This window comes from [Clostridium] aminophilum, from assembly GCF_900101295.1.
In the GTDB taxonomy this organism is placed as follows: Bacteria; Bacillota; Clostridia; order Lachnospirales; family Lachnospiraceae; genus Clostridium_R; species Clostridium_R aminophilum_A.
This window is the reverse complement of the sequence record NZ_FOIL01000002.1, coordinates 130,095-153,371: the sequence shown is the minus strand read 5'-3', so window position 1 is coordinate 153,371 and position 23,277 is coordinate 130,095. Positions and strand designations below refer to the sequence as shown.

Annotated in this window: 17 protein-coding genes, 1 tRNA gene and 3 pseudogenes; 17 read left to right on the top strand and 4 right to left on the bottom strand. The window is 49.8% G+C overall.

Going from position 1 to position 23,277, the window contains the following annotated elements:
- Both BMW41_RS14885 and BMW41_RS01245 read right to left on the bottom strand, forming a co-directional pair.
- Positions 1-153, bottom strand: a pseudogene (locus tag BMW41_RS14885) (IS110 family transposase); the annotation flags it as partial.
- A gap of 335 nt (positions 154-488) precedes the next feature.
- Complete coding sequence (locus BMW41_RS01245; protein ID WP_074648139.1) at positions 489-1,145, bottom strand: metallophosphoesterase; 657 nt, start codon at positions 1,143-1,145, stop codon at positions 489-491.
- Positions 1,146-1,313: 168 nt separating this feature from the next.
- On the opposite strand from BMW41_RS01245, the gene BMW41_RS01240 reads away from it, so the two are divergent.
- The 15 genes and pseudogenes from BMW41_RS01240 to BMW41_RS15275 form a co-directional block, all read left to right on the top strand.
- The gene (locus BMW41_RS01240) at positions 1,314-2,465 is read left to right on the top strand and encodes an RluA family pseudouridine synthase (RefSeq protein WP_074648137.1); all 1,152 of its coding nucleotides are present in this window, start codon (positions 1,314-1,316) and stop codon (positions 2,463-2,465) included.
- Between the two features lie 90 nt (positions 2,466-2,555).
- Positions 2,556-4,475, top strand: a complete 1,920-nt coding sequence (locus tag BMW41_RS01235; RefSeq protein WP_074648135.1) for a DNA gyrase/topoisomerase IV subunit B — start codon at positions 2,556-2,558, stop codon at positions 4,473-4,475.
- 29 nt (positions 4,476-4,504) lie between these two features.
- On the top strand, positions 4,505-6,739 hold the full coding sequence (locus BMW41_RS01230) for a DNA gyrase/topoisomerase IV subunit A (protein WP_074648133.1): 2,235 nt from the start codon (positions 4,505-4,507) through the stop codon (positions 6,737-6,739).
- Positions 6,740-6,963: 224 nt separating this feature from the next.
- On the top strand, positions 6,964-7,707 hold the full coding sequence (gene deoD / locus BMW41_RS01225; protein WP_177171121.1) for a purine-nucleoside phosphorylase: 744 nt from the start codon (positions 6,964-6,966) through the stop codon (positions 7,705-7,707).
- A gap of 248 nt (positions 7,708-7,955) precedes the next feature.
- Complete coding sequence (gene asd, locus BMW41_RS01220) at positions 7,956-9,041, top strand: aspartate-semialdehyde dehydrogenase (RefSeq protein WP_334291603.1); 1,086 nt, start codon at positions 7,956-7,958, stop codon at positions 9,039-9,041.
- Between the two features lie 407 nt (positions 9,042-9,448).
- Positions 9,449-11,635: a DNA topoisomerase gene (locus BMW41_RS01215; protein WP_074648131.1), complete on the top strand. Its 2,187-nt coding sequence runs from the start codon at positions 9,449-9,451 to the stop codon at positions 11,633-11,635.
- A 98-nt stretch (positions 11,636-11,733) separates the two neighbouring features.
- Positions 11,734-12,411, top strand: coding sequence for an acyltransferase (locus tag BMW41_RS01210; protein ID WP_074648129.1), 678 nt, complete (start codon positions 11,734-11,736; stop codon positions 12,409-12,411).
- Positions 12,412-12,577: 166 nt separating this feature from the next.
- Complete coding sequence (locus tag BMW41_RS01205) at positions 12,578-12,997, top strand: CBS domain-containing protein (protein ID WP_074648127.1); 420 nt, start codon at positions 12,578-12,580, stop codon at positions 12,995-12,997.
- 159 nt (positions 12,998-13,156) lie between these two features.
- A tRNA-Gly gene (locus BMW41_RS01200) sits at positions 13,157-13,227 on the top strand.
- A 375-nt stretch (positions 13,228-13,602) separates the two neighbouring features.
- On the top strand, positions 13,603-14,475 hold the full coding sequence (locus BMW41_RS01195; RefSeq protein ID WP_242870266.1) for a helix-turn-helix transcriptional regulator: 873 nt from the start codon (positions 13,603-13,605) through the stop codon (positions 14,473-14,475).
- Positions 14,476-14,494: 19 nt separating this feature from the next.
- Positions 14,495-15,673, top strand: coding sequence for an MBL fold metallo-hydrolase (locus tag BMW41_RS01190; protein WP_074648123.1), 1,179 nt, complete (start codon positions 14,495-14,497; stop codon positions 15,671-15,673).
- Between the two features lie 19 nt (positions 15,674-15,692).
- Positions 15,693-16,658 (top strand): hypothetical protein, encoded by a 966-nt coding sequence (locus tag BMW41_RS01185; protein WP_143050779.1) that lies wholly within the window; start codon positions 15,693-15,695, stop codon positions 16,656-16,658.
- A gap of 269 nt (positions 16,659-16,927) precedes the next feature.
- Positions 16,928-18,205, top strand: a complete 1,278-nt coding sequence (locus BMW41_RS01180) for an AAA family ATPase (RefSeq protein WP_074648119.1) — start codon at positions 16,928-16,930, stop codon at positions 18,203-18,205.
- A 12-nt stretch (positions 18,206-18,217) separates the two neighbouring features.
- Complete coding sequence (locus BMW41_RS01175) at positions 18,218-19,330, top strand: DnaA/Hda family protein (protein WP_074648117.1); 1,113 nt, start codon at positions 18,218-18,220, stop codon at positions 19,328-19,330.
- A pseudogene (locus tag BMW41_RS15275) lies at positions 19,331-19,504 on the top strand (ATPase); the annotation flags it as partial.
- Between the two features lie 261 nt (positions 19,505-19,765).
- Here BMW41_RS15275 and BMW41_RS15400 read toward each other — a convergent pair.
- A pseudogene (locus tag BMW41_RS15400) lies at positions 19,766-19,885 on the bottom strand (transposase zinc-binding domain-containing protein); the annotation flags it as partial.
- Between the two features lie 274 nt (positions 19,886-20,159).
- Entirely contained in the window at positions 20,160-20,825 is a 666-nt protein-coding gene (locus tag BMW41_RS01165) for a Crp/Fnr family transcriptional regulator (RefSeq protein ID WP_031471804.1), read from the bottom strand.
- Between the two features lie 414 nt (positions 20,826-21,239).
- Between BMW41_RS01165 and BMW41_RS01160 the strand changes: the two genes are divergently transcribed.
- Positions 21,240-22,025: a nucleotide-binding protein gene (locus BMW41_RS01160; RefSeq protein ID WP_074648113.1), complete on the top strand. Its 786-nt coding sequence runs from the start codon at positions 21,240-21,242 to the stop codon at positions 22,023-22,025.
- Positions 21,994-23,268, top strand: a complete 1,275-nt coding sequence (locus tag BMW41_RS01155; RefSeq protein WP_074648111.1) for a nitrogenase component 1 — start codon at positions 21,994-21,996, stop codon at positions 23,266-23,268. The genes BMW41_RS01160 and BMW41_RS01155 overlap by 32 nt, the downstream gene beginning before the upstream one ends.
- Positions 23,269-23,277 lie beyond the last annotated feature (9 nt).

Genomic DNA, 23,277 nt, shown 5'->3' with positions numbered 1-23,277 from the left:
TATTGAATTTCCAAAGCAAAAAGGTTTTTTTGTAAGCTCAATCCCCCTCCAATCAAAAGCTCTAAAATAATGCTTTTCACTACCAACATCAATACCAACTACCATTGTCTTTTCTGTTACTTGCCTGATTTTCTTGTTTTGTGTAAAATTCATCTGTAGATACCTCTTTTGTTCTGTTTATTGCCAACTATGCTAGGGTCAGCAATTACAGTTTAACTGAGGTATCTTTCTGTTTCTACAAATTCACACTTTAAATGTTACAGGAAGCTATGAAAAAAAAACGCTCCGCGGGGATGCGCAGGCCGCTGAAAGAAAACCCGCGAAGCCCGGAGACACCGGCCGCGGCATGCTGTTACATTACGGCAGTATGGTCATAAGAAAGATCAGGCGTCGCCAAGTGTTCCGCCAATACAAGATGTCACCTGACGGTGAACAGCGGCAGGACACAAAGTCCGCGGAGCTCCCAACGGGATTGAGGGGATGGCGGATTACGGAATATACAGGTCCTTCAGACCTTCCGGACAGAACGGGCGGTTCTTCCGCCGTTCCCGGTCACATTCGATCCATTCGTCCAGAGAGAGCGGCTTATAGTCCGAATATTTGCAGAAGCAGTTGATCATGCGGCTGGGAATGGAGCGCTCACGGCCGTCCTCGTAAGTGAGCCGGGAAGCAAGCGTGATCTCCTGAAACCGTTCAATGAGACGCTGATCCTGTGAGTCGTGAACATGGCCGTAGAGCATATAGGTCTCCCCGTGATGATCGGTGTGCTCATGGTACTGGCCGTTATAGCACATGATCGGATAGTGGCAGAGGACAACCTTGCGGTTGTTGTCGTGGATCTCGGCATAAGGCTTGATCCAGACGAAACGGCTGCTGTCGTATTTCGGAGAAGATCCGAACCGGTCGTGATTGCCGCGGATCAGGTAGAGAATACCGTTGAGGCGCTGCAGAAGGTCATTGGTTTCCTCCGCGCTGCCCCAGGAGAGATCGCCGAGGATGACGACCTCGTCTCTCGGGCGGACCTTTTCATTCCATTGGCGGATCATATATTCGTTCATCTCTTCGACGGAGTCAAAGCCGCGGCAGTCCATGTGGTGAAGCTGAATCTCGTGGAAGAAATGGCAGTCTGCGATGTAATATCTCACGGTAATTCCTTTCTGGTTGTATTATGTTTTGCAGAGACTGAAACGGATCACTCTGCAAACAGAGACAGCAATATCATATCACAGGGCGGGAAAGGATACCATATTGCGGAAGTCAGATCTTTTTTATACAATATGACACGATGAGAAAGAGCAGAAGGGAAGCCGGAGATGAGCGAAGAAAAAAGAAGAATCCTGACGGTTGAAATCGGTCGGGAGAGAGACGGAAAAACGGTTCGCGATGTGATGCGCGGCGAACTCCTTTTTTCGGAAAAGCTGATGAGCCGGATCAAATACCGGTCGGACGGAATCATGCTGAACGGCGTGCGCGTCCGGACCACGGCGGTCCTTCGTGAAGGAGACCGTTTATGTCTGGATATTACCGATCCGGAAGAGTCGGGAAGCGTTTGGGCCGAGCCGCCGGAAAAAGCGGAGCTTCGGGTCTGCTACGAGGATGAAGATCTTCTGATCGTGGATAAACCGTCCGGTATGGTATGTCATCCGTCCTTCGGACATTATGCGGATTCCCTGGCCAATCATATCGCGTATCGGATGGGATGGACCGGTACTTCCCGGGAAATCCACATGATCGGGCGGCTGGACCGCGACACCTGCGGACTGGTTGTCGTTGCGAAAAATGCCGGCGCTGCGGGGCTTCTCGCCAGACAGCGGGAAGAAGGAATCATGAAAAAGACGTATCTTGCCTTGGCGGAGGGGCTGATCCGGGCGGATGCGGAATCGCCGAAGAACCGGACCGATATGCCGGATGAAGCTGCATTGGCTGCTCCGGAAGGCGTGGCAGCCGGGAAATGTTTCCGGGCGGACGGCTGCATCGAAGGCCCCATCGGAAATGTACCGGGCGTCCTGATGCTCCGACAGGTGGATCCGGAGGGAAAGCCTGCGAGAACATGGTATCGGATACTCGGACACCGGGACATAATGGTGGGAGACCGTCGCGAGGAAACGCAGATAAAACACCGGAAAGAACTGCGGGAAGAACCGCAGGGGGAGAAAACACTTCTGGCCTGTCGGATCGATCATGGCAGGACCCATCAGATCCGGGTGCATATGGCGTCCATCGGTCATCCGCTGGCGGGAGATCTTCTCTACGGCCCGGGCGGTGCGGCCGAGGAATTCCGGCGGACCGGAGATCCGGAGAAAGTGCGGGAGATCAATGCGTCGGGGAAGCCGGAGGAAAGCCCTCTGGGACTCTGCGCCTGGAACATGGAAATGATCCAGCCGTTCACGAAGGAGAAGATTTCTGTTTGGGCGGAAAAGCCGGAGTGGGCCGGGGATTTTGACATCGGGGACATTTTCCAGTAAGATAATATATTGCTCTGAATTACGGAGATGGCGAGACAAAACCGCGAAGTGTATTTGCTATACATAAAACACAATTTAGGAGGAAGATAGATGGCAGCAGCGAAGTATGATGCGGACAGTATTACCGTCCTGGAGGGACTGGAGGCGGTCCGCAGAAGACCGGGTATGTACATCGGAAGTCTGGGCCCGAGAGGACTCAATCATCTGATCTACGAGGTGGTCGACAACTCCGTCGATGAGCATCTGGCAGGAGAATGCACCGAGATTCATGTCACACTGGAGGAGGACGGATCCTGTACGGTACAGGATAATGGCCGAGGCATTCCGGTTGAGATGCATAAAAAAGGTGTTTCCGCGGAGCGAGTTGTTCTGACCACACTGCATGCGGGCGGTAAATTCGATCATGACTCCTACAAGACCAGCGGCGGTCTTCACGGTGTCGGATCGTCGGTTGTCAACGCGCTGTCCACTCATATGGATATCACAATCTGCAGAGGCGGTGTGGTGTTCCATGATGCTTACGCGAAGGGAAAACCAACGGTTGAACTGGTGAACGGACTTCTTCCGGTTGTCGGAAAAAGCCGTCAGAGAGGAACCAGGACGAATTTCCTCCCGGATGAAACGATCTTCGAGACCATCCGCTTCCGGGCGGACTGGCTGAAGTCCAGACTCCATGAGATCGCTTATCTGAATCCGGGACTCACAATCTTCTATAAAAACGACCGAAAGGGCGAAGAGGAAGAGGTGACTTTCCACGAGCCGGGCGGTATCGTGGCATATGTCGAGGAGATCAGCAAAGGAAAAGAGCGGGTCTGCGATCCCATCAGCTTTCACGGAGAGAGCGACGGGATTCAGGTCGACGCGGTGGTCCAGTTCGTCAATGAGTTTGAGGAAAATATTCTCGGCTTCTGCAACAATATCTGCACGACGGAGGGCGGAACCCATCTGGTCGGCTTTAAGACAAGATTTACCCAGCTGATCAACAGTTATGCGAGAGAACTGGGCATTCTCAAGGAAAAGGACACCAACTTTACCGGCGCGGACACAAGAAACGGCATGATCGCGCTGATTGCGGTCCGTCATCCGGATCCGGTCTTTGAGGGCCAGACCAAGACAAAGCTCGGAAGTCAGGATGCGTCGAAGGCGGTGGCATCCGTGACCGGTGACGAGCTGACACTGTTCTTTGACCGCAATGTGGAGACACTGAAGAATATCATCGCCTGCGCGGAGAAATCCGCAAAGATCCGCCGCAGCGAGGAAAAGGCGAAGACCAATATGCTGTCAAAACCGAAATTTTCCTTTGACAGCAACGGAAAACTGGCGAACTGTGAGAGCCGGGATGCCTCCAAATGTGAAATCTTCATCGTCGAGGGAGATTCCGCGGGCGGCAGCGCGAAGATGGGACGAAACCGCCAGTATCAGGCGATCCTGCCGATCCGCGGTAAGATTCTGAACGTGGAGAAGGCATCGATGGACAAGGTTCTGGCGAATGCGGAGATCAAGACAATGATCAACACCTTCGGCTGCGGTTTCTCCGAGGGATACGGAAACGATTTTGATATCACCAAACTCCGATATGACAAAATCATCCTGATGACGGATGCCGATGTCGACGGAAGTCATATTGATACCCTGCTGCTCACCTTTTTCTACCGGTTCATGCCGGACCTGATCAACGAGGGACATGTTTATATCGCCATGCCGCCGCTTTACAAGGTGGTTCCGAAGAAGGGCGAGGGCATATATCTGTACGACGACGCGGCGCTGGAGAAATACCGCAGGACCCACAAGGGTGATTTCACTCTTCAGCGGTATAAGGGACTCGGTGAGATGGATGCGGCGCAGCTCTGGGAGACCACACTGGATCCGGAGAACCGCGTTCTGAAGCGCGTCGAGATTGAGGACGGACGTCTTGCCTCTGAGGTGACAGAGATGCTGATGGGAAGCGAGGTTCCGCCGAGAAGAGATTTCATCCACGACCACGCGGATGAAGCGGTCATCGACGCATAACGCAATCGTACATACATTTGGAGATCAACATGGCAGAGAAAATTATTACCACAGAGTATTCAGAGGAGATGCAGCGCAGCTACCTCAACTACTCGATGAGCGTTATCACGGCCAGAGCCATCCCGGATGCGAGGGACGGCTTAAAGCCGGTACAGAGAAGAGTGCTGTTCGATATGGAACGGCTGAAGGTTGACTGGGATAAGCCACACCGCAAATCGGCGCGTATCGTCGGCGACACCATGGGTAAATATCATCCGCACGGCGATTCCTCGATCTACGACACGCTTGTTGTGATGGCGCAGCCGTTTAAGAAGGGTATGAAGCTGATTGACGGCCACGGCAATTTCGGCTCCATCGAGGGCGATACCGCGGCGGCGATGCGATACACCGAGGCAAGGCTGGAGAAGTTCGCTCAGGACGTCTATCTGAAAGATCTGGATAAGACCGTGCGCTTTGTGCCGAACTATGATGAGACGGAGACCGAGCCGGAGGTTCTGCCGGTAAGGGTTCCGAATCTTCTGGTCAATGGCTCCGAAGGCATTGCGGTCGGCATGAGTACCAGCATTCCGACACACAATCTCGGCGAAGTCATCGACACCGTTATGGCGTACATTGACAATCCGGAACTCAGCACATCGGAGCTTCTGGAAAAACTCCACGGACCGGATTTTCCCACCGGCGGCATTGTGGCCAATAAGAGCGATCTCGAGGAGATCTATGAGACCGGTATGGGCAAGCTTCGCCTCCGCGCAAAGATCGTCCTTGAGGAGGGACAGCGCAAGAGCGATAAAGACAAGCTCGTCATCACGGAGATTCCGTACACGATGGTGGGCGCCGGCATCGCGAAATGTCTGACGGACATCGCGGCGCTGGTGGAGAACCGCACCCTTACCGAGGTGACGGACATCTCGAACCAGTCGAACAAAGAAGGTATCCGCATTGTGCTGGAACTGCGGAAAGGCTCGGACATTGAGCGGATCCGGAACATCCTCTATAAGAAGACCCGACTGGAGGACACCTTCGGCGTCAACATGCTTGCCATCGCCGGCGGACGCCCGGAGACCATGACGCTCCGGTCCATCCTGAAGAATTATCTGGATTTCCAGTATGAGAACAACACCCGAAAGTATCAGATTCTTCTGGAAAAAGAAGAGGAGAACAAGGAGATCAAGGAAGGCCTGATCAAGGCGGTCGACGTCATTGACCTGATCATCGCGACGCTCCGCGGCGCAAAGAGTCTGAAGGAGGCGAGATCCTGTCTGATCTCGGGGGATACCTCCGGCATCACCTTCCAGGATCCGGCACTGGAAAAACAGGCGAAGGGCTTCCATTTTACCGAGAGACAGGCGGAAGCCATCCTCCAGATGAGACTGTACCGGCTGGTAGGTCTGGAACTGATCCAGCTGCAGAAGGAGTATCTGGATTCCCTTCAGAAGATCCGCAAGTACAGCAAGATTCTGAAAAACAGAGAGTCGATGAATGATGTCATCCGCGAAGACCTCCGCGCTATCCGGAAGGAATTTGCGAAAGAGCGCAGAACACAGATCGAGGATTCCGGTATCGCGACCTACGAGGAGAGGGTGGAGGCGGCGAGAGAAGCCGTCTTCGTGCTCGACCGGTTCGGATATGCGAAGACCATCGACCGGAGCCTCTACGAGAAGAACAAAGAGACGGTGGACAGCGAAAACGTGTGGATCATTCCCTGCATGACGGATGACCGGATCGCCCTCTTTACGGATCAGGGATCCCTGCACACCGTGAAGGTAGCGGATATTCCGGCCGGAAAAATAAGAGATAAGGGTACGCCGATTGACAATATTTCCAGGTTTGACGGAAGTGTGGAGCGGCCGATCCAGATTCTCTGCACGAAGAATCTGGAATCACAGAAGCTTCTCTTTACCACTGCTCAGGGTATGATCAAGGTTGTGCCGGGCTCTGAATTTATCACCAACAACCGTGCGGTGGCAGCGACGAAGCTGATGGAGGGAGACGTTCTGGTATCCATTCTTCCGGTGGAGGAGATGGATGAAGTGGTCCTGCAGTCGAAGAGCGGATTCTTCCTTCGCTTTATGCTGGAAGAGGTGTCGGAGATGAAGAAGGGCACCAAGGGCGTGAAGGGCATGACGCTGGGAAAAAATGATGAAGTTCAGACCGCATGGCTTCTGACCACCGGAACGGAACTGAATGTACCGTACAAAGAAAAAGAGGTACACCTGAACCGGCTGAAACTCGCAAAGCGCGGCGGAAAGGGAACCAGACAGTAGCTTGTTCTGCCCGAAGAGGCCGTTGCCGAAGAAAAATGCTTCGCGGGGATTCTTCGCGTATGTTAAGATGAAAGAAAACGTAAAAATGCCCCACAGGAAAAACGGAGAGAGATTCGCTCCGTGACCGTCGGGCCGGCCATCTGGTCACGGGACCGGACGCCGGAACAGGAATGGAATAACACAGTGACCACAGGCACCAGGTCAGAAAGACAGGAGGCTTCCGAATGAGTACTGTAGATGAGAAAAAGATTCCGACGCCGCATATCGAGGCAGGAGCCGGCGAGATCGCCGAGACGATTCTGCTTCCGGGAGATCCGCTTCGTGCGAAATTCATCGCGGAAAAGTTCCTTGCGGATCCGAAATGTTTCAATGAGAAGAGAGGAATGCTCGGATTTACCGGAGAGTATCGCGGAAAGCGCATCTCCGTGATGGGCACGGGAATGGGCTGTCCTTCCATGGGGATTTATTCCTATGAGCTGATCAATTTCTACGGGTGCCGGAACCTCATCCGCGTGGGCACCGCAGGGGCGATGCGGGAGGACGTTCATGTCCGCGATCTCGTCTTTGCCATGGGATCCTGCACGGATTCGGCGTACCTGACGCAGTTCCGGCTTCCGGGACAGTTCGCTCCGACGGCGGATTACACGCTTCTGCGCACGGCGGTGGACGCCGCGGAAAAACGCGGTGCAAACTATCATGTGGGAAATGTTTACTGCTCCGATGTCTTCTACGGCGCAGCAAAGCCGGAGATCGGCGTCCAGTGGAAGGATATGGGCGTCCTTGCCGTGGAGATGGAATCGGCGGCGCTTTATGCCAATGCGGCCTACGGCGGCGCGAGAGCGCTGGCTCTCATGACCATCTCGGATTCGCTTGTCACCGGCGAGGCGACGACGGCGGAAGAGAGAGAAAAGACCTTTGTGGAAATGATGGAAGTCGCTCTGGAGACCGCGGCGGCAGTCACGGACTGATCAGCAGCGCGGACAGAGCGCAGAATTATAGGAAGTGTGTTTCGGACGGTTCATAATTTCATGCTATAAAAAGATGAAAAGATATTGCTTTTTGTCATGAATTGGTTTAGTATAGAACGAAATTCACATTCCACTTTAGAAAGATTCATCTTTCTGAAGCGATGGGGTAAAAAGAGTATTCAACCGCGCGGCACCATTTTCCAGTGTGCGGCGTAAGCTCAGGAAGAGAGGCATCACCAATGAAGAAACTGGATAAAAAGCTTCACGTAGGAATTCTTGGCGCAACCGGTATGGTCGGCCAGAGATTTGTGACTCTGCTTGCAAATCATCCGTGGTATGAGATTACCGTTCTCGCGGCAAGTCCGAGATCAGCCGGAAAGACATATGAAGAGGCTGTCGGTGGACGCTGGAAAATGACCGCTCCGATGCCGGAGAACGTTAAGAACATGATCGTTGAGGATGTCAGCAAGGTTGAGGAAGTTGCGGCGAAGGCAGACTTCTTCTTCAGCGCGGTTGACATGTCGAAGGATGAGATCCGCAAGATCGAGGAGGATTACGCGAAGACCGAGACTCCGGTTGTCTCCAACAACAGCGCGCACCGTTGGACACCGGATGTTCCGATGGTTGTTCCGGAGATCAACCCGGAGCACTTTAAGGTTATCGAGGATCAGAAAAAGCGCCTCGGAACCACCAGAGGATTCATTGCCGTTAAGCCGAACTGCTCGATTCAGGGATATGCGCCGGCGCTTGCAGCATGGAAAGAGTTTGAACCGTACGAGGTTGTGGTAACCACATATCAGGCGATCTCCGGTGCCGGAAAGACTTTTAAAGACTGGCCGGAAATGGTTGAGAACATCATTCCGTTCATCTCCGGCGAGGAAGAGAAGAGTGAGCAGGAGCCGCTCCGCATCTTCGGTCACATCGAGAACGGACAGATCGTGAAGGCACAGGAACCGAAGATCACCAGCCAGTGCATCCGTGTTCCGGTTCTGGACGGACACACTGCAGCGGTATTTGTAAAGTTCCGCAAGAAGCCGACCAAAGAGCAGCTTATCGAGAAGCTCAGAAACTTCCGTGGTCTTCCGCAGGAGTATGATCTTCCGAGCGCACCGAAGCAGTTCATCCAGTATCTGGAGGAGGACAACCGTCCGCAGGTTAAGCTGGATGTGGACTATGAGCACGGCATGGGTGTTTCCATCGGCCGTCTGAGAGAGGATTCCGTGTACGACTGGAAGTTTGTGGGCCTTGCGCACAACACCCTTCGCGGTGCGGCAGGCGGCGCGGTTCTCTGTGCAGAGCTTCTGACAGAGGAAGGATACATTCAGGCGAAGTGATCCGACGGTACAGCAAGCGACAAAATGATAAGGAAATGCAGAGATCTGGTGTGTTTCCTTCGGGGGAATTCCTGATTGGATAAATTCCCGATTGAATAAATTCCTGAACGGGAGATTTTACGAACAGAACGGAGGGGTTTGGATGCGAAAGCATCCGGCCCCTCTTTTTTCTTTGCCACGGAACCGGAATGCCATGGAACTGGAAAGCACGATGCCGCCGGTGGAAACGGATCCGTGTCAGCGGGACCGGTGGTTATCGGAAATGTTAAGGGAATGTTTTGTTGTTTTCCCTTTGGGTTAAGGTATAATAAAGATAAATGGATCGGACACTGCCGGTCAATATGGCATGCGGCCCCGAAGCGCATGTCTGCAGCATGGGGCAATCGATTTTGAACGGAGAAAAAACCTTGAGTAAATCGCTATTTATTGCGGAGAAGCCCAGTGTGGCGCAGCAGTTCGCGCAGGTACTGCAGGTGAGCGGGAGAGCCGGAAACGGATATCTGGAAAATGACCGCTTTGTGGTTACCTGGTGTGTCGGACATCTGGTCACCATGAGTTATCCGGAAGCTTATGATGAGAAATATCGCCGATGGAGTCTGGCAACGTTGCCGTTTATTCCGGAGGAATGGAAATATGAGATTATCCCGGATGTCAAAAAGCAGTTTGAGATTGTTTCCGGGCTTCTGAACCGGGAAGATGTGGACACCATCTATGTCTGTACCGACTCGGGACGGGAGGGAGAATACATTTACCGTCTGGTCGCGCAGATGGCCGGCGTAAAAGACAAGAAACAGAAACGTGTCTGGATCGATTCCCAGACCGAAGAGGAGATCCGCCGCGGGATCCGGGAGGCGAAGGATGAGGCGGAATATGACAATCTCTCAGACGCGGCTTATCTGCGCGCGAAGGAAGATTATCTGATGGGAATCAATTTTTCACGGGCGCTGACGCTGAAGTACGGACAGGCGATCACCAATTACCGCCGTGCGGAGCGTACCGTGATTTCGGTGGGACGCGTGATGACCTGCGTTCTCGGAATGGTCGTGAAGCGGGAACGCGAGATCCGAAATTTTGTCAAGACGCCGTTCTATCGCGTGATCGCAGCCTTCGGACTGGAAGATGCGGAAGGCCGGCATTTCTCCTTTGACGCAGAGTGGAAAGCCGTCCAGGGATCGAAGTATTTCCAGAGCCCGCTCCTCTATAAGGAGAACGGCTTTGCGAAAAAAGAAGACGCGGAGGCGCTGATACGCTTTCTCACGCAGCCGGAGAAGGAACCGGGTGTGATCGCGTCGGTGGACAAGAAGAAGGAACTTCGGAATCCGCCGATGCTCTACAATCTGGCGGAGCTGCAGAATGACTGCTCGAAGATCTTTAAACTCAGTCCCGATCAGACCCTGGCGGTGATTCAGGAATTGTATGAGAAAAAGCTTGTGACCTATCCGAGAACCGACGCGAGAGTTCTCTCGACGGCGGTGGCGAAGGAGATCGACCGGAATATCCGGGGCATCATGCATTACGGACCGATGGCAGCTCTTGCGGGAGATGTCCTGGAGATGGGGCGATGGAAGTCCATCACAAAGACGAAATACGTCAACGACAGCGCGATTACGGATCACTACGCCGTGATTCCCACCGGAAGCGGTCTCGGCGCGCTGAACAGTCTGACGGAGCAGAAGCGGAAGATCTATGAATTGATCTGCCGTCGTTTCCTCAGCATTTTCTGTCCTCCGGCGGTTTTCCGGAAGTATTCGATCGAGATCACGGACCGGGGAGAACATTTCTTTGCGAATTTCAAGACACTGGAGGATCCCGGATTTTTCAAGGTTGCCGGAATCCCGGCAGCATACCGGAAGAAGGAGGAGACGGCTTCCGCACAGGACGCGTCTTCTGGTTCTGCGCCGGACGCTGGAGCGGGAATGAACGGAGACGAGGCTTCCGGAGAAGATACGGATGCAAAAAACAATGCGGATCTGTCGGATCCGGCCTTTCTTGCCCTTCTGGAGAAGCTCCGGAAAGGATCGAAGGTAGATCTGGACGAACTTGCCATCAAGGAGGGAGAGACCTCGCCGCCGAAGCGGTATACTTCCGGATCGATGATTCTTGCGATGGAAAACGCCGGACAGCTCATCGAGGATGAGACACTCCGGGAGGAGATCAAGGGAAGCGGAATCGGAACCAGTGCGACGAGAGCCGACATTTTGAAAAAACTCTTTTCCATCGGATATCTCAGCCTGAATAAGAAAACACAGGTTATAACACCGGCATTTTTGGGCGAATGTATATATGTGGTGGTCGGTTCTGCGATGCGGCCGCTTCTGGAGCCGTCTCTGACCGCCAGCTGGGAGAGAGGCCTGACGCAGGTGTCGGAAGGTACCATCACCGGCGACGAGTATATGACAAAACTGAGTGATTTTGTTTCCCGCAGGACTGCGGCCGCCATCAACGGAAGAGCGTCCGCCGGCGATTTTATGGCTCTGTTTGATACATTTGCAAAATACTATAAAGAGAATGAGATCTACGACCAGGGGCGGAAACACTGGGCGAAGAAAGGATCTTCACCGCGGAAGAAGGCGGCGAAACGGAAGGATTCATGAAGCGGTTTGCGGCAGCGAAGCAGCCGGGGCACATTCCGCAATCCGAGTCCGGAAAATAAAACGGTATCAACGATACCATTGCGAGGAGAAATCAGCATATGAAGAAGGCAGATACGAAGATCACAGAACTCTATGATCTGACACATACCATGGCAAAAGACTATCTCATGCAGTTCACATATCCGTGGGAGGCACTGGCCGGACTTTCCGATTTCATCACGGAACTCGGAAAGTCACTGAATCCCGAAGAATATGAGCTGAGAGGAGAGAATGTTTGGGTTCACAAGACGGCGGTCGTATTTGACAGTGCGTATCTGCACGGTCCGGTTATCGTCGGACCGAAGGCACAGGTGAGACAGTGCGCGTTTATCCGAGAGAGTGCACTGATCGGAGAAGGCGCGGTGGTCGGAAATTCCACCGAACTGAAGAATGTGATTCTGTTTGATGCCGTGGAGACGCCGCATTACAACTACGTCGGTGATTCGATCCTCGGTTATCACGCACATATGGGTGCAGGTTCCATCACATCCAATGTAAAGGCGGACAAGAAACACGTTCAGATCCATACAGAGGAAGGCGACATTGACACCGGCCGCAAGAAAGTCGGTGCTATGCTGGGTGACCGAGTGGAGATCGGCTGCGGCACGGTACTGAATCCGGGAGCCGTGGTTGGCCGGGATTCCAATGTCTACCCGCTCACAAGCCTTCGGGGCTGTGTCGACAGGAATTCCATCTGCAAGAGAGACGGAGAGATCAGCCCGAAGAGAGAAGATTGATGCATTGCAAACGGTGGATCCGGTTTTGGACATAGCCAACGATCGGAGTTTACCGGGTACGAATAAAGTCCGCAGGCAGGCGGTATCCTTCTTCGAACCATCAGCCCGGAAGGGTGCCTGCCGGACCCGAAAATCAGGCAACATTGACATGCAAGGAGGATTCAAGATGAACATTCTGTTTTTCCTGACACCGAAGGCGGAAGTAGTTTGCATTCACGATGTGGATAACCTCAAAACAGCCATGGATATGCTGACGAAAGACCGTTATCACTCATTGCCGATTTTGAATGACAAGGGGTATTATCTGGGAACGATCACGGAGGGAGATGTTCTCAGGGTTGTTCGGGATAAAATTGACGCGATGACGGCGGATGAGCTGGAAAAGATTCAGGTGACAGAGGTGCCGAGATTCCGCGACAATGTCGCAGTCCGGATCGATGCGGACATGGAGGATCTCTACGGCAAGATCGAGCAGCAGAGCTTTGTGCCGGTGCTCGATGATCAGAAATTCTTCATCGGTATTGTGACCAGAAAAGATGTTTTCCGTTATCTGAGAAAGAAAGTGTCCGAGATTCCAAAGGGCTGAGCCGGGAAGGAACGCGCATATTTCGGAGAAAAACGGCAGAAGACAAAACAGCAAGCAGGCCCCCAACTGCCTTTGGGCGGTGGGGGCCTGCTTGGAACGGTTCACGGCTTGTTATTGACATTTGTTTGAATTGTGTTATACTTTTTGTGTATTTGATATGCGGTTGTAGTACATCGGTAGTACATCGGCTTCCCAAGCCGAGGAGGCGGGTCCGACTCCCGTCAGCCGCTTAAAATGAAAAAGTGAGGAACTAAGCGGAAAGCGCTCAACAGTGCTGCTTAGTTCCTCTTTTTTTATGCTTTTTTTGGCTATGATGCTATCTATCCAAAACAGCTTTTAAATCAAAATCTTGTGACTCAATTATAAACAATAAGAATACGCCGAGATTGCTTAGAGGTAAATGTGCTAAAAAACGCACATTGGATCGTGGTATAAAGAAAATACATACCACGAAATATAATCAATCTGAGGAATGCAATATGTACGGTACCGGAACAAAGAAGATGTTAAACATGCTTATACTGGATATCCTGAGGGAATACTCTGACAGTGACCACAGGCTCCTACAGCAGGATATCATAGATCTGTTGAAAACAAATTATGGTATGGACTGCGAAAGGCGAGCGATCAAAAGTAACGTCGTGTCGCTAAGAGAGATGGGATACGATATCGCCTCGGAGAAAGGGTACTACCTTAAGACAAGAGCATACACGGATGCCGAGCTTCGAATTCTGATCGACAGCATTTTCACTTCCGGAGCCATAACAGATAAGGAAGCCCACTCCCTTGTAAGAAAGCTTGAAAAGCATTCGAACAAATATTTTAAGTCCCATGTAGCGCATATTCATTGCACGTCCAGCGGGAAAAATGCCGAAAACAAAACGGTAATGAATTCCATTGCCGTGATAGACACGGCAATTTCAAAAGGAAAAAAGATCAGCTTTTCCTACTTGCAATACGGGATCGACTTTAAGCTCCATCCCAAACGGGACATCAAATACATTGTGAATCCATATCAGATGCTCAGCGACAAAGGAAAATACTATCTGCTGGGCAATTACGATAAGTATGACGGGATCTCGCATTATCGGCTGGATCGTATCACGAATGTTGAGATCCTCGATGAGAACCGAAAACCCATGAAAAGTGTCAAGGGACTGGAGAACGGACTTGATCTCTCGAAATACATTGCGGAACGTGTCTATATGTACTCCGGGGAAAGTGAACATATCCGATTAAAGACCAATGAAATCCTGATGGATTCCCTGATCGACAGTTTCGGAAAAACCTTCCGGGTAGAGTTAGGCGAAGGGAGCGACATCTACGTTGATCTGAAATGCAATCCGGAGGCATTTTTCTATTGGGCAATGCAATTTGGCGAAAACATTGAGGTTCTGGAGCCGGAAAGCATGAGAAACCGGATCAGGCAGGCAGCGCTGAGTGTTTACAGAAAATATAAAGACTCGAACCCGGTCTAGGCAAAGAGGAGGGAAAATAATGATTAAAGTAATACCGCACAGAGGAATGCGACAGATTGGCGGAGTATGTACCGAAATTGCCACGGATACCGCAAGAATCCTTTTTGACCTTGGCTCGCCGTTAGAGGGCGAAGGAGACCAAGATCTCTTGAGCGTTGAAGGTGTAACAAAAGGAGAGACGGATTGTGATGCCATTTTTCTGACGCATTACCACGGCGATCATGTGGGAGAGATTCCGCGCATCAAAGCAGGCATCCCTGTGTATATGCAGAAAACAGCAAGAAAACTACTCCTGGCACAGCAAAAACATATGCAGTGTCATGGGCAGGAGGTCTGGGCTGACGGAGCAAGAGATTTAGACTATGGTGTTCCCGTCATCATCAAAGACCTGAAGATCACGCCGATCGAATCAGACCATTCCGCGATCGATTCCTTAATGTTCTTAGTCGAGGGTCAGGGAAAGAGGATTCTCCTTACCGGAGACTATCGAATGCACGGGTTTTACACGGAACGGATGGGAAGGACTTTCCGGGAAATGGGGCATATCGACCTCATGATTACCGAGGGAACAAATCTCACCAAGGATTACCGTGGAATTTATAAAACGGAACAGGATGTCGAAAAACGTTTCAAAGAGTTAAAACGGAAATACAAGTATGTCTTTCTGTTTACGTCATCCTCCAACATTGACCGGATCGCCGCTTTCTCCAGACAGGTCCCGTATGGCCAATATGTGATCACGGATGACTACCAAAAGAGTATTCTGGAGATTGCGGATGAAGAGCGGGAAGCGGCGTATAAGTCGCATAAAGTGTTGTACTATAGCGATTACCTTAAAGACCGAATCGAAAACAAGGGATTCGGAATGGTGGTGAGAGCCAATGAGAAGTTCTATGAGATTGTAAAAAAATACTTTGATGAGTACCCTGAGGAAACGATTCTGATCTATTCCATGTGGAGCGGATACCGATCCCTACCGGGGGTTAAGAAGCTTCTTGATATTGCGAAAACTCAGGAGACGATTCATGTCTCCGGGCACATTACGAAAGAAGATCTGGAGAAGGTGATTGAACTCGTAAAACCTGATAAGCTGATTATAAATCACACAAATGTAAATGATAACGGTGAGAATGGCTTTATGATACCAATTAACACCGCATGGAAACATGTAACAGATGGAGAACTGATTGTTGTTTGAATGGGAGGTTGGATATAATATGAAAAGAGAAACAACTTCTATTGAAAAGGAAATATGTGCGAAATTTAAGAGAACACAGATACCGGAAGCTATAACGATTGACTCTGATGGGGCTGTCGTAACGATAACGCTTGATGGCAAAAAAGTTGTTGAAGATAACATGCAAGATACCGGTAATGCCTTTGAGGGTTGGGCCATTGTAGCGCATATATGTTCACAGAAGGATGTCGTTTTAAAAGTGAATAAAATCACGAGTTTTCCAAAGGACAGCTTTATAGGGCACGGTCATTTTAATAGGTTTATTTACCGAATAATGAAGTTTTCAGAACAATACAATTGGTTTAGCGTTGATAGCCCCTTAGAAGCGGAGATAAATAGATTTCGCGATTTTATTGACAAAAACGTATTAGTTAATAATAAGCCTACAAAAGAAGCAGAAGAATCCGATAGAATTGATGAAAATAGTATTGAAAAAAAGCTGTCTGAGGATGGGATCTTAAAAAAAGTGTTAGGTGAAACGCCGGATATTGGAACTGGGAAGGTCTATCGCCAACTGCCAGTTGGATTATTTAGTGGAGAGAAATCAAAGGATACCGCTGTTTTTACATACGGGCATTCCGCCATCGATTTATGGAACAAAGATGGAAATACCATAAATATTATAGAATTAAAGTATAACAACAACATGATCGGCATAATCACAGAGATTTTCTTTTATTCAAATTATATGTTGGATCTCGTTAGTAACACCGGATTATTTCATTTGGCTGAAAACGAAGGAGACAATTGCAGAGGTTATGCTGAACTGAAAAAGGGGATGGAGCGAGTGAATGGAATCATGCTCGCAAATAGCTACCATCCATGCATAGAAGATGAAAGATGTCTAAAAGAACTGAATAAAAATAAACTAAAGGATAGATTGAAGTATTATTGCGTCAAATACGATGCCAAGATTATTGTTGTGGATATAACTGGTCAAGATTAAAGGTAACTGAAGGGGAAGGCAAACTGCGCCTTTGAAGAATTATTTGGTGTAACTTTATCGTAATATGAACGAGAACCCGATGTGCTATAGTGCATCGGGTTTATACTTAAAACAGAAACCTCATATCCTGAAAATGTTTTTCGAGATCCCGATAATTCAATGAAGCTTCCGACATCAGAATAGATTTTGGCAATGTGCAAAAAAATGCGCATTGCTTTTTTTATTATGTAATCAAAAGAGTACATGGCATTTTAGAAGGAGGCTGCAACATGAAAGATCATTTCGAAAAAATCGTAGGATATGAAGACATAAAACGGGAACTCCGGATCATCAGCGATATGCTAAATCATCCAGACATCTATCAAAAACTTGGTGCTGGTTTAAAGGACGGATTAGTCCTTTACGGAAGACCCGGTACCGGAAAGACAACAATGGCCCAGTGTTTGATCGAATCCACGGGGCGGAAAGAATACATATGTAGAAAAAAGGTCTCCGACGGAAAGTTTATTAAGACGATATCCGACACTTTTGAAGTAGCTAAACGACATGCACCGTCGATCGTTCTTCTGGATGATCTGGATAAATTTTCGGAGCAGAGTGAAGATGACTGCGATGCAGAAGAGTTTGTAACGGTTCAGTCGTGCATTGATGAAATCAGCGATTACGACGTGTTCGTGATAGCAACCGTCAACAATCTCCGAAAAATCCCTGATTCACTTTTAAGACCTGGAAGAATAGGGAAAAGGCTAAGAATTCGTCTTCCACAAAAGGATGAAGCGGCAGAAATCATTAAGCATTACATTGAAAAATCGAGTCTCTTCGATGAAATGGATGTGGAATCCATTGCGAGAATGCTGGACGGGGAATCCTGCGCCACATTAGAAAGCGTAATCAATAATGCGGCAATCAAAGCAGCTTTCCATCGCCAACAGAAAGTGACCATGCAAAACATCATTGATTCCTGCCTGGATCTGATCTTTGATGCGCCGGAAAGCAGCGATACACTCCCGGAAGACATTTTGAAGAAAATCGCCTACCATGAATCGGGTCATGCTCTCATTTCTGAGCTATTGGATCCCGGATGCGTAAGCATCATGTCAATCCGAAAAACAAATGATGACAGTTACGGTTTTGTACGGTATTTTCGACCGGAAGAAAAGAAAAACTGCAGCGCAGAATACAACGAAGCGATGATCAAAGCGTCGCTTGCGGGAAAAGCAACGACAGAACTGGTCTTTGGTGAGACCGATATGGGGGCAAATGCGGATCTCCGTAATGCATTTCGTAAAGCTATGTGCCTGGTTGATAATGAGTGCATGTTTGGGTTCCACAACTGGATAGAAGATCGTTCTGATGCGTATGTCGCAGAAAACAGAAATAGAGCAGCGGCGATGGTTTTGGAAAGAAACTATCTTGAAGTTAAGAAGCTCCTGGCAAAACACAGACCCCTTCTCGACAGGCTTGCCTCAGAACTTCTCGAAAAAACAACGTTAGTCCGAATAGATATTCAAAGAATCATGAGTGAAAACGGTAATACCGTAGTGTAGGAGGTGCTCCGTATGTCAAAATACAGCTTCGATAATTTTTATCTGAACAAGAATAACAGGGAAGCCTTTTTAGCTGCAAGATCTGTAGTAGATCACCTTGGTAAAACTGCAAACCCACTATATATTTATGGGGATACTCAGACCGGAAAGACGCATATTCTACATGCTATTGAACAGTACTTACAAAAATCCTATTCCGATTTGCGCGTCGTACGAATTAGAACAAAGGATTTTGTAGATGATCTTATTTTCGCAATTCGATCATCTGCAAGACAGGAATTCAGAGAGAAATATCGAACTGCAGATGTCCTCCTTGTAGATGATATACACTATCTGGCAGGCAAGGATGTAAGCACGGAAGAATTCATTTCTGTATTCAACGCGGTATTTGAAACAGGTGGCCAGATCGTCGTTACCGGTCATGATTCTATACCGGGATTGAGAAAAATAGGTGTGTCAGAGATGCTCGTTTCCAGACTGGAATGGGGAAGAGCTGTTGAGATTCCATCCGATATGCTGTATCTCAATGCAGCTTGTAAAAACAGGGATATACAAATCCTTTACGTTCATGGTTATCTTGGCACAGGATATGGTCATTCATGGAGCTTACTTTGTGATGAACTTGACTTAAGTAAAATACCATATCATTTAGACGCTCCCGATTTCCCCCTTACCAACACGGATAAGATGAAAGAGAAACTCAATAAGCTGATCTCTCGGAATCATTATGATGTGATAGTCGCCTCTTCTTTAGGAGCGTTTTATGCTATGCAGATTCCTGACATCCCCAAAATAATGATCAATGTAGCCCTCCCGGATAATCTAATGCGGATTAAAGCTTTATGTACCGAACAGAACCAGAAGTTAACACCGGATTTTCTAGAGTCGATTGATAATGTAAAGAGTGAATTCTTTAGTAAGACATTCGACGCTGATCTCCGAAAACAGACTTTTCTGATATATGGAACCGAAGACAAGACTGCAGCAAATGAGGACATTCTTAGTAAATACTACGATGACCAATCAAAAGTCTATCATATCGAGATGGGGCATAAACTTGATAAGAACGGCGCACGGAAGGTAGTCGAATTGATTACTGAGTTGGCATCGACGAATAATTCATGAATTCAAGTATCCGATAACATAAGCGATGATAAGACTTTTGAGAGAGAAGTTTCACCACTTTTGCAGATAAAAGATGCATATCCTAAAATGCTTATCGCGCGTACAAGAAATGATGAATACCAATACGAAGGTATAAAAATTGTCGATTTAGCTGATTGGCTGTTAGAGGCATGAATTAGCCAAAAGCAGAAAAAAATTAAAAATGGCTAATAGATACAAGAATGACTCTACGGAGCCGGACATCAGAAAAATCATCTGGTGTCTGGCTCCGTTTTTTGCTTTTTAGAGGGCCCATAGGGAACCAAAGGAAGCGTTTCGCAGAAACGCGCAGCCACACGGATGTGTGAAAAAGGGTTTGGGAATCCCCAACGGCAAACACATAAATGGACGAAGCATCCATTTATGCCCTGCTCGCCAGTTAGAACGAAGAAGGAAAAGATGACCGCATTTTGGACATGCATACATGGCGCCACCGTAAGACGGGTCGCCACAGTTAATCATTTTAGTAATACTTTCTATCTCCGTAGCACGTTGATGAGGCAGCAGATGCGGCATTCCGGGAGTTAAAGCCGATGGAAGACAAGCGGATCTATGACGGATTCAAGGGTGCGGTCCAGAATTTCGCGCAGTACGAGATGCTGGATTCCTATTCTTTCTTCTCCGGCCTCGGAAAAACTTCCCGATCTATACAGACAAAAACTATATTGCCACCACAACCGATACGCTGGAACGGACACAGGAGAAGATGCTCAAAAACATGAGCGCAACCCAGAAGACCGTGAAACATGCGCACTCTGGAAGCAGCTCTTTTTAAAATACAAGATGTATTTTACCCCACCGGTTCCAGAATCGTAATCTCGTTCCCGTTCACCCGGATCAGGCCGTCGTCCTGCAGCCGGCCGAGCTCACGGCATACACTGGAACGCTCGGAGGAGATATACTGGGCGAGCTGCTCTCTGGTGAAGGAAAGCCGGAAGGTCCGGCTCTTCGATTCCCGTGACAATTGCATAAAATACGTCATCAGTTTCTTGCTCAGAGATTTCTGGGTGAGGAGCTGAATTTTTCGGTTGAGAATGATGTTGTTTGTCGCAAGGATCGTCGTGAGATTGGCGATGAATTTGGAGTAAAACGATTCATTGACCGGATGGGCAAGAAGCGAATGGATGTCCAGAAACAGAATCTCCGAATCCTTTGCCGCGCGGAAGTGCGAGAGATTGTTCTCAATTCCCGTGATGCAGAAAGCGGGTGCAATGATGTCACCGGTGCGGTTCCGGCCCACCAGTTCCTCGTCTCCGGAGAGGGACAGATGCATCACGTCGATCTCACCGGATAGAATGATGCCGGAATGTGAGATGGGAGAGTCCGGCGGAAAGATCTCCGCTCCCTTTTTAAAGCTGGATATGAAATAGGAGGTGTGACGGACGAGCTGTCGGATCTCGTCATCCGTCAGATTGCGGAACAGTTTGGCCTTTGGTATTTCGGAAAAATCTCTCATATTGCTTTAAAGTGTTGCCTGCGCAACAGAAAATGCTCTGTCATTTTGATAAAGTACTTCGTGTTAGTGAGTTATGACTAACAATGGTTAGAATGTATAAACCAATGGGATAATGCACGTTTTGCGGGACTGCTTTCGTTCGCAACAACTGCAAAGCGTCAGATAACACGTTGGTATGGAACTTCTGACCATACTATGGTAAGCAAAAACTAACTATAGTAAAGATTGTATAACAAAAGTTTTGTAAATGCAACCGGTGCATCCTTCCTGAATTATCTGGTTAGAGGGAAAGTCTGGGCATTCTGACCGATGCACCGGTCAGAGGGAAAGCCCGGGTATTCTGACCGATGCACCGGTCAGAGGGAATGGCCGGGCATTTTGAGCGATGTACCGGTCAGGAAGAGGAAAAAGACGATGGTAAAAATTGCAGTATACGGAAAGGGCGGGATCGGAAAATCCACCACCACGTCGAATCTGGCGGCGGCGCTGTCTGTTCTGGGATATCGGGTGATGCAGATCGGCTGCGATCCGAAATCCGATTCGACGAAGTGTCTGATGGGCGGAAGGAAGATTCCGACGGTATTGGACAGAATTCGGGATAAGGGTCCGAACAATGTGGAGCTGGAAGATATTGTGTTTGAGGGATTTCACGGAATTCTCTGCGTGGAGGCCGGAGGTCCGACGCCGGGAATCGGCTGCGCGGGACGCGGCATCATCACCGCCTTCGACAAGCTGGAAGAACTCGGTGCATATGAAAAATACCAGCCGGACATTGTGCTCTATGACGTTCTGGGGGATGTGGTCTGCGGCGGATTTGCCATGCCGATCCGCGAGGGATATGCGGATCACGTGCTGGTGGTGACATCCGGGGAAATGATGGCGCTCTATGCGGCTTCCAACATTGTCTCTGCGGTTCACCAGTTTGAAAAACGGGGTTATGCGAGACTCGGCGGTCTCATTCTGAACCGGAGAAATGTGGAAAATGAACTGGAAATCGTTCAGAAAGCCGCAGATGAAATGGGCGAATCGGTGCTCTGCGTGATCCCGCGGGACGGCGCGGTTCAGCAGGCAGAGGATCAGGGAATGACGGTAATCGAGGCGCTTCCGGACTCGGAGATGGCGGATCAGTACCGGAATCTGGCAGAGAAAGTGTTGGAGGTGAGTGCGGATGAGCTGCAGCCTGCTCGAAAATGTGTTTGAAAACAGCCTGCATTACGCGTCGCCGGCCCACGGCGGCTGGGGAGTCCTGAAAATTGCTCAGCTGATTCCGGAGAGCTACTTCATTTTCGTCAGTCCTTCTGCCTGTGGGCGCCACGGCGCACTGGGGGCAAGGATGGAGGGCCGAAAGAACCGGGTATCATACCTGTTTCTGACCGAACAGTCCATCGTCTCCGGCGATTATGAACAGATGCTGCTGGATGCGCTGGAGGAGCTTTTCAGTTTTCTGGACCGGAGAGGAAGACGGCCGAAAGTCATGGGTGTCTTCGTGAGCTGCATCGACGATCTGCTGGGGACCGATCATGAGGCGCTCCGGGAGGAACTGGAGGAAAAGTATCCCGGTGTGCGCTTTATCGACTGTCACATGAATCCGACTTCCACGGATACCGGGGTTCCGCCGTTAGTCAATGTGCAGAATAAAATCTATTCTGTGCTGGAGCGGGAGGAGAAAAAGGATTCAGGTGTCAATATCGTCGGCAATCTGGAGCCGTTCCGCAAAGACAGCGAGCTCTATGAGGTCCTCCGGAACATGGGAGTCTCGGAGGTGCGGCATATCACGGATTACCGGACGATGGCGTCTTATCAGGATATGGCAAAGAGCCGGCTGAATCTGATCGCCGCGCCGTCGGCAGTCTACGCTTCCAAAAATATGAAGCGGAAACTGGGAATTCCCTTTGAAAAAATGCTGATTTCCTTCCGGCCGGAGGATATCCGGGAAAACTATGAGAGAGTTGCCGAGGTGCTCGGTGTCCCCTGTCCGCCGCTGGAGGAATATGAACGGGAAGCGGAAGCGGCGCTGGTGCTCACGAGGGATGAGCTGGACGGAATGCCTCTGATCCTGGATGAGGAATCCATCGCCCGGCCCTTTGAACTGGCGCGGTGTCTTCTGGATCACGGATTGAATATCAAACGGATTTATTGTCAGCAGGTAATTCCGGATGACCGGGAACATTTTGACTATGTGATGGAACATTATCCGGAAACCGAGATCCGGCAGCCGCAGAATCCTAAGGTGACGGTGGAAAGCCCGGTGAGGGAGGAATGCATTGCCGTCGGCTACAGCGCGGGATATCTCTCCGGGGCGGCGCATGTGGTCGACATCGGCGGGCAGAACGGACTTTACGGATACCGGGGGCTGACAGAACTGCTGGGGCGGATCCGCAGCGCGAAGAACCAGTCGCCGGATTTGAAGAAGATTCTGGAAGACGCCGTGCTGATCATCTGACAAAGGAGA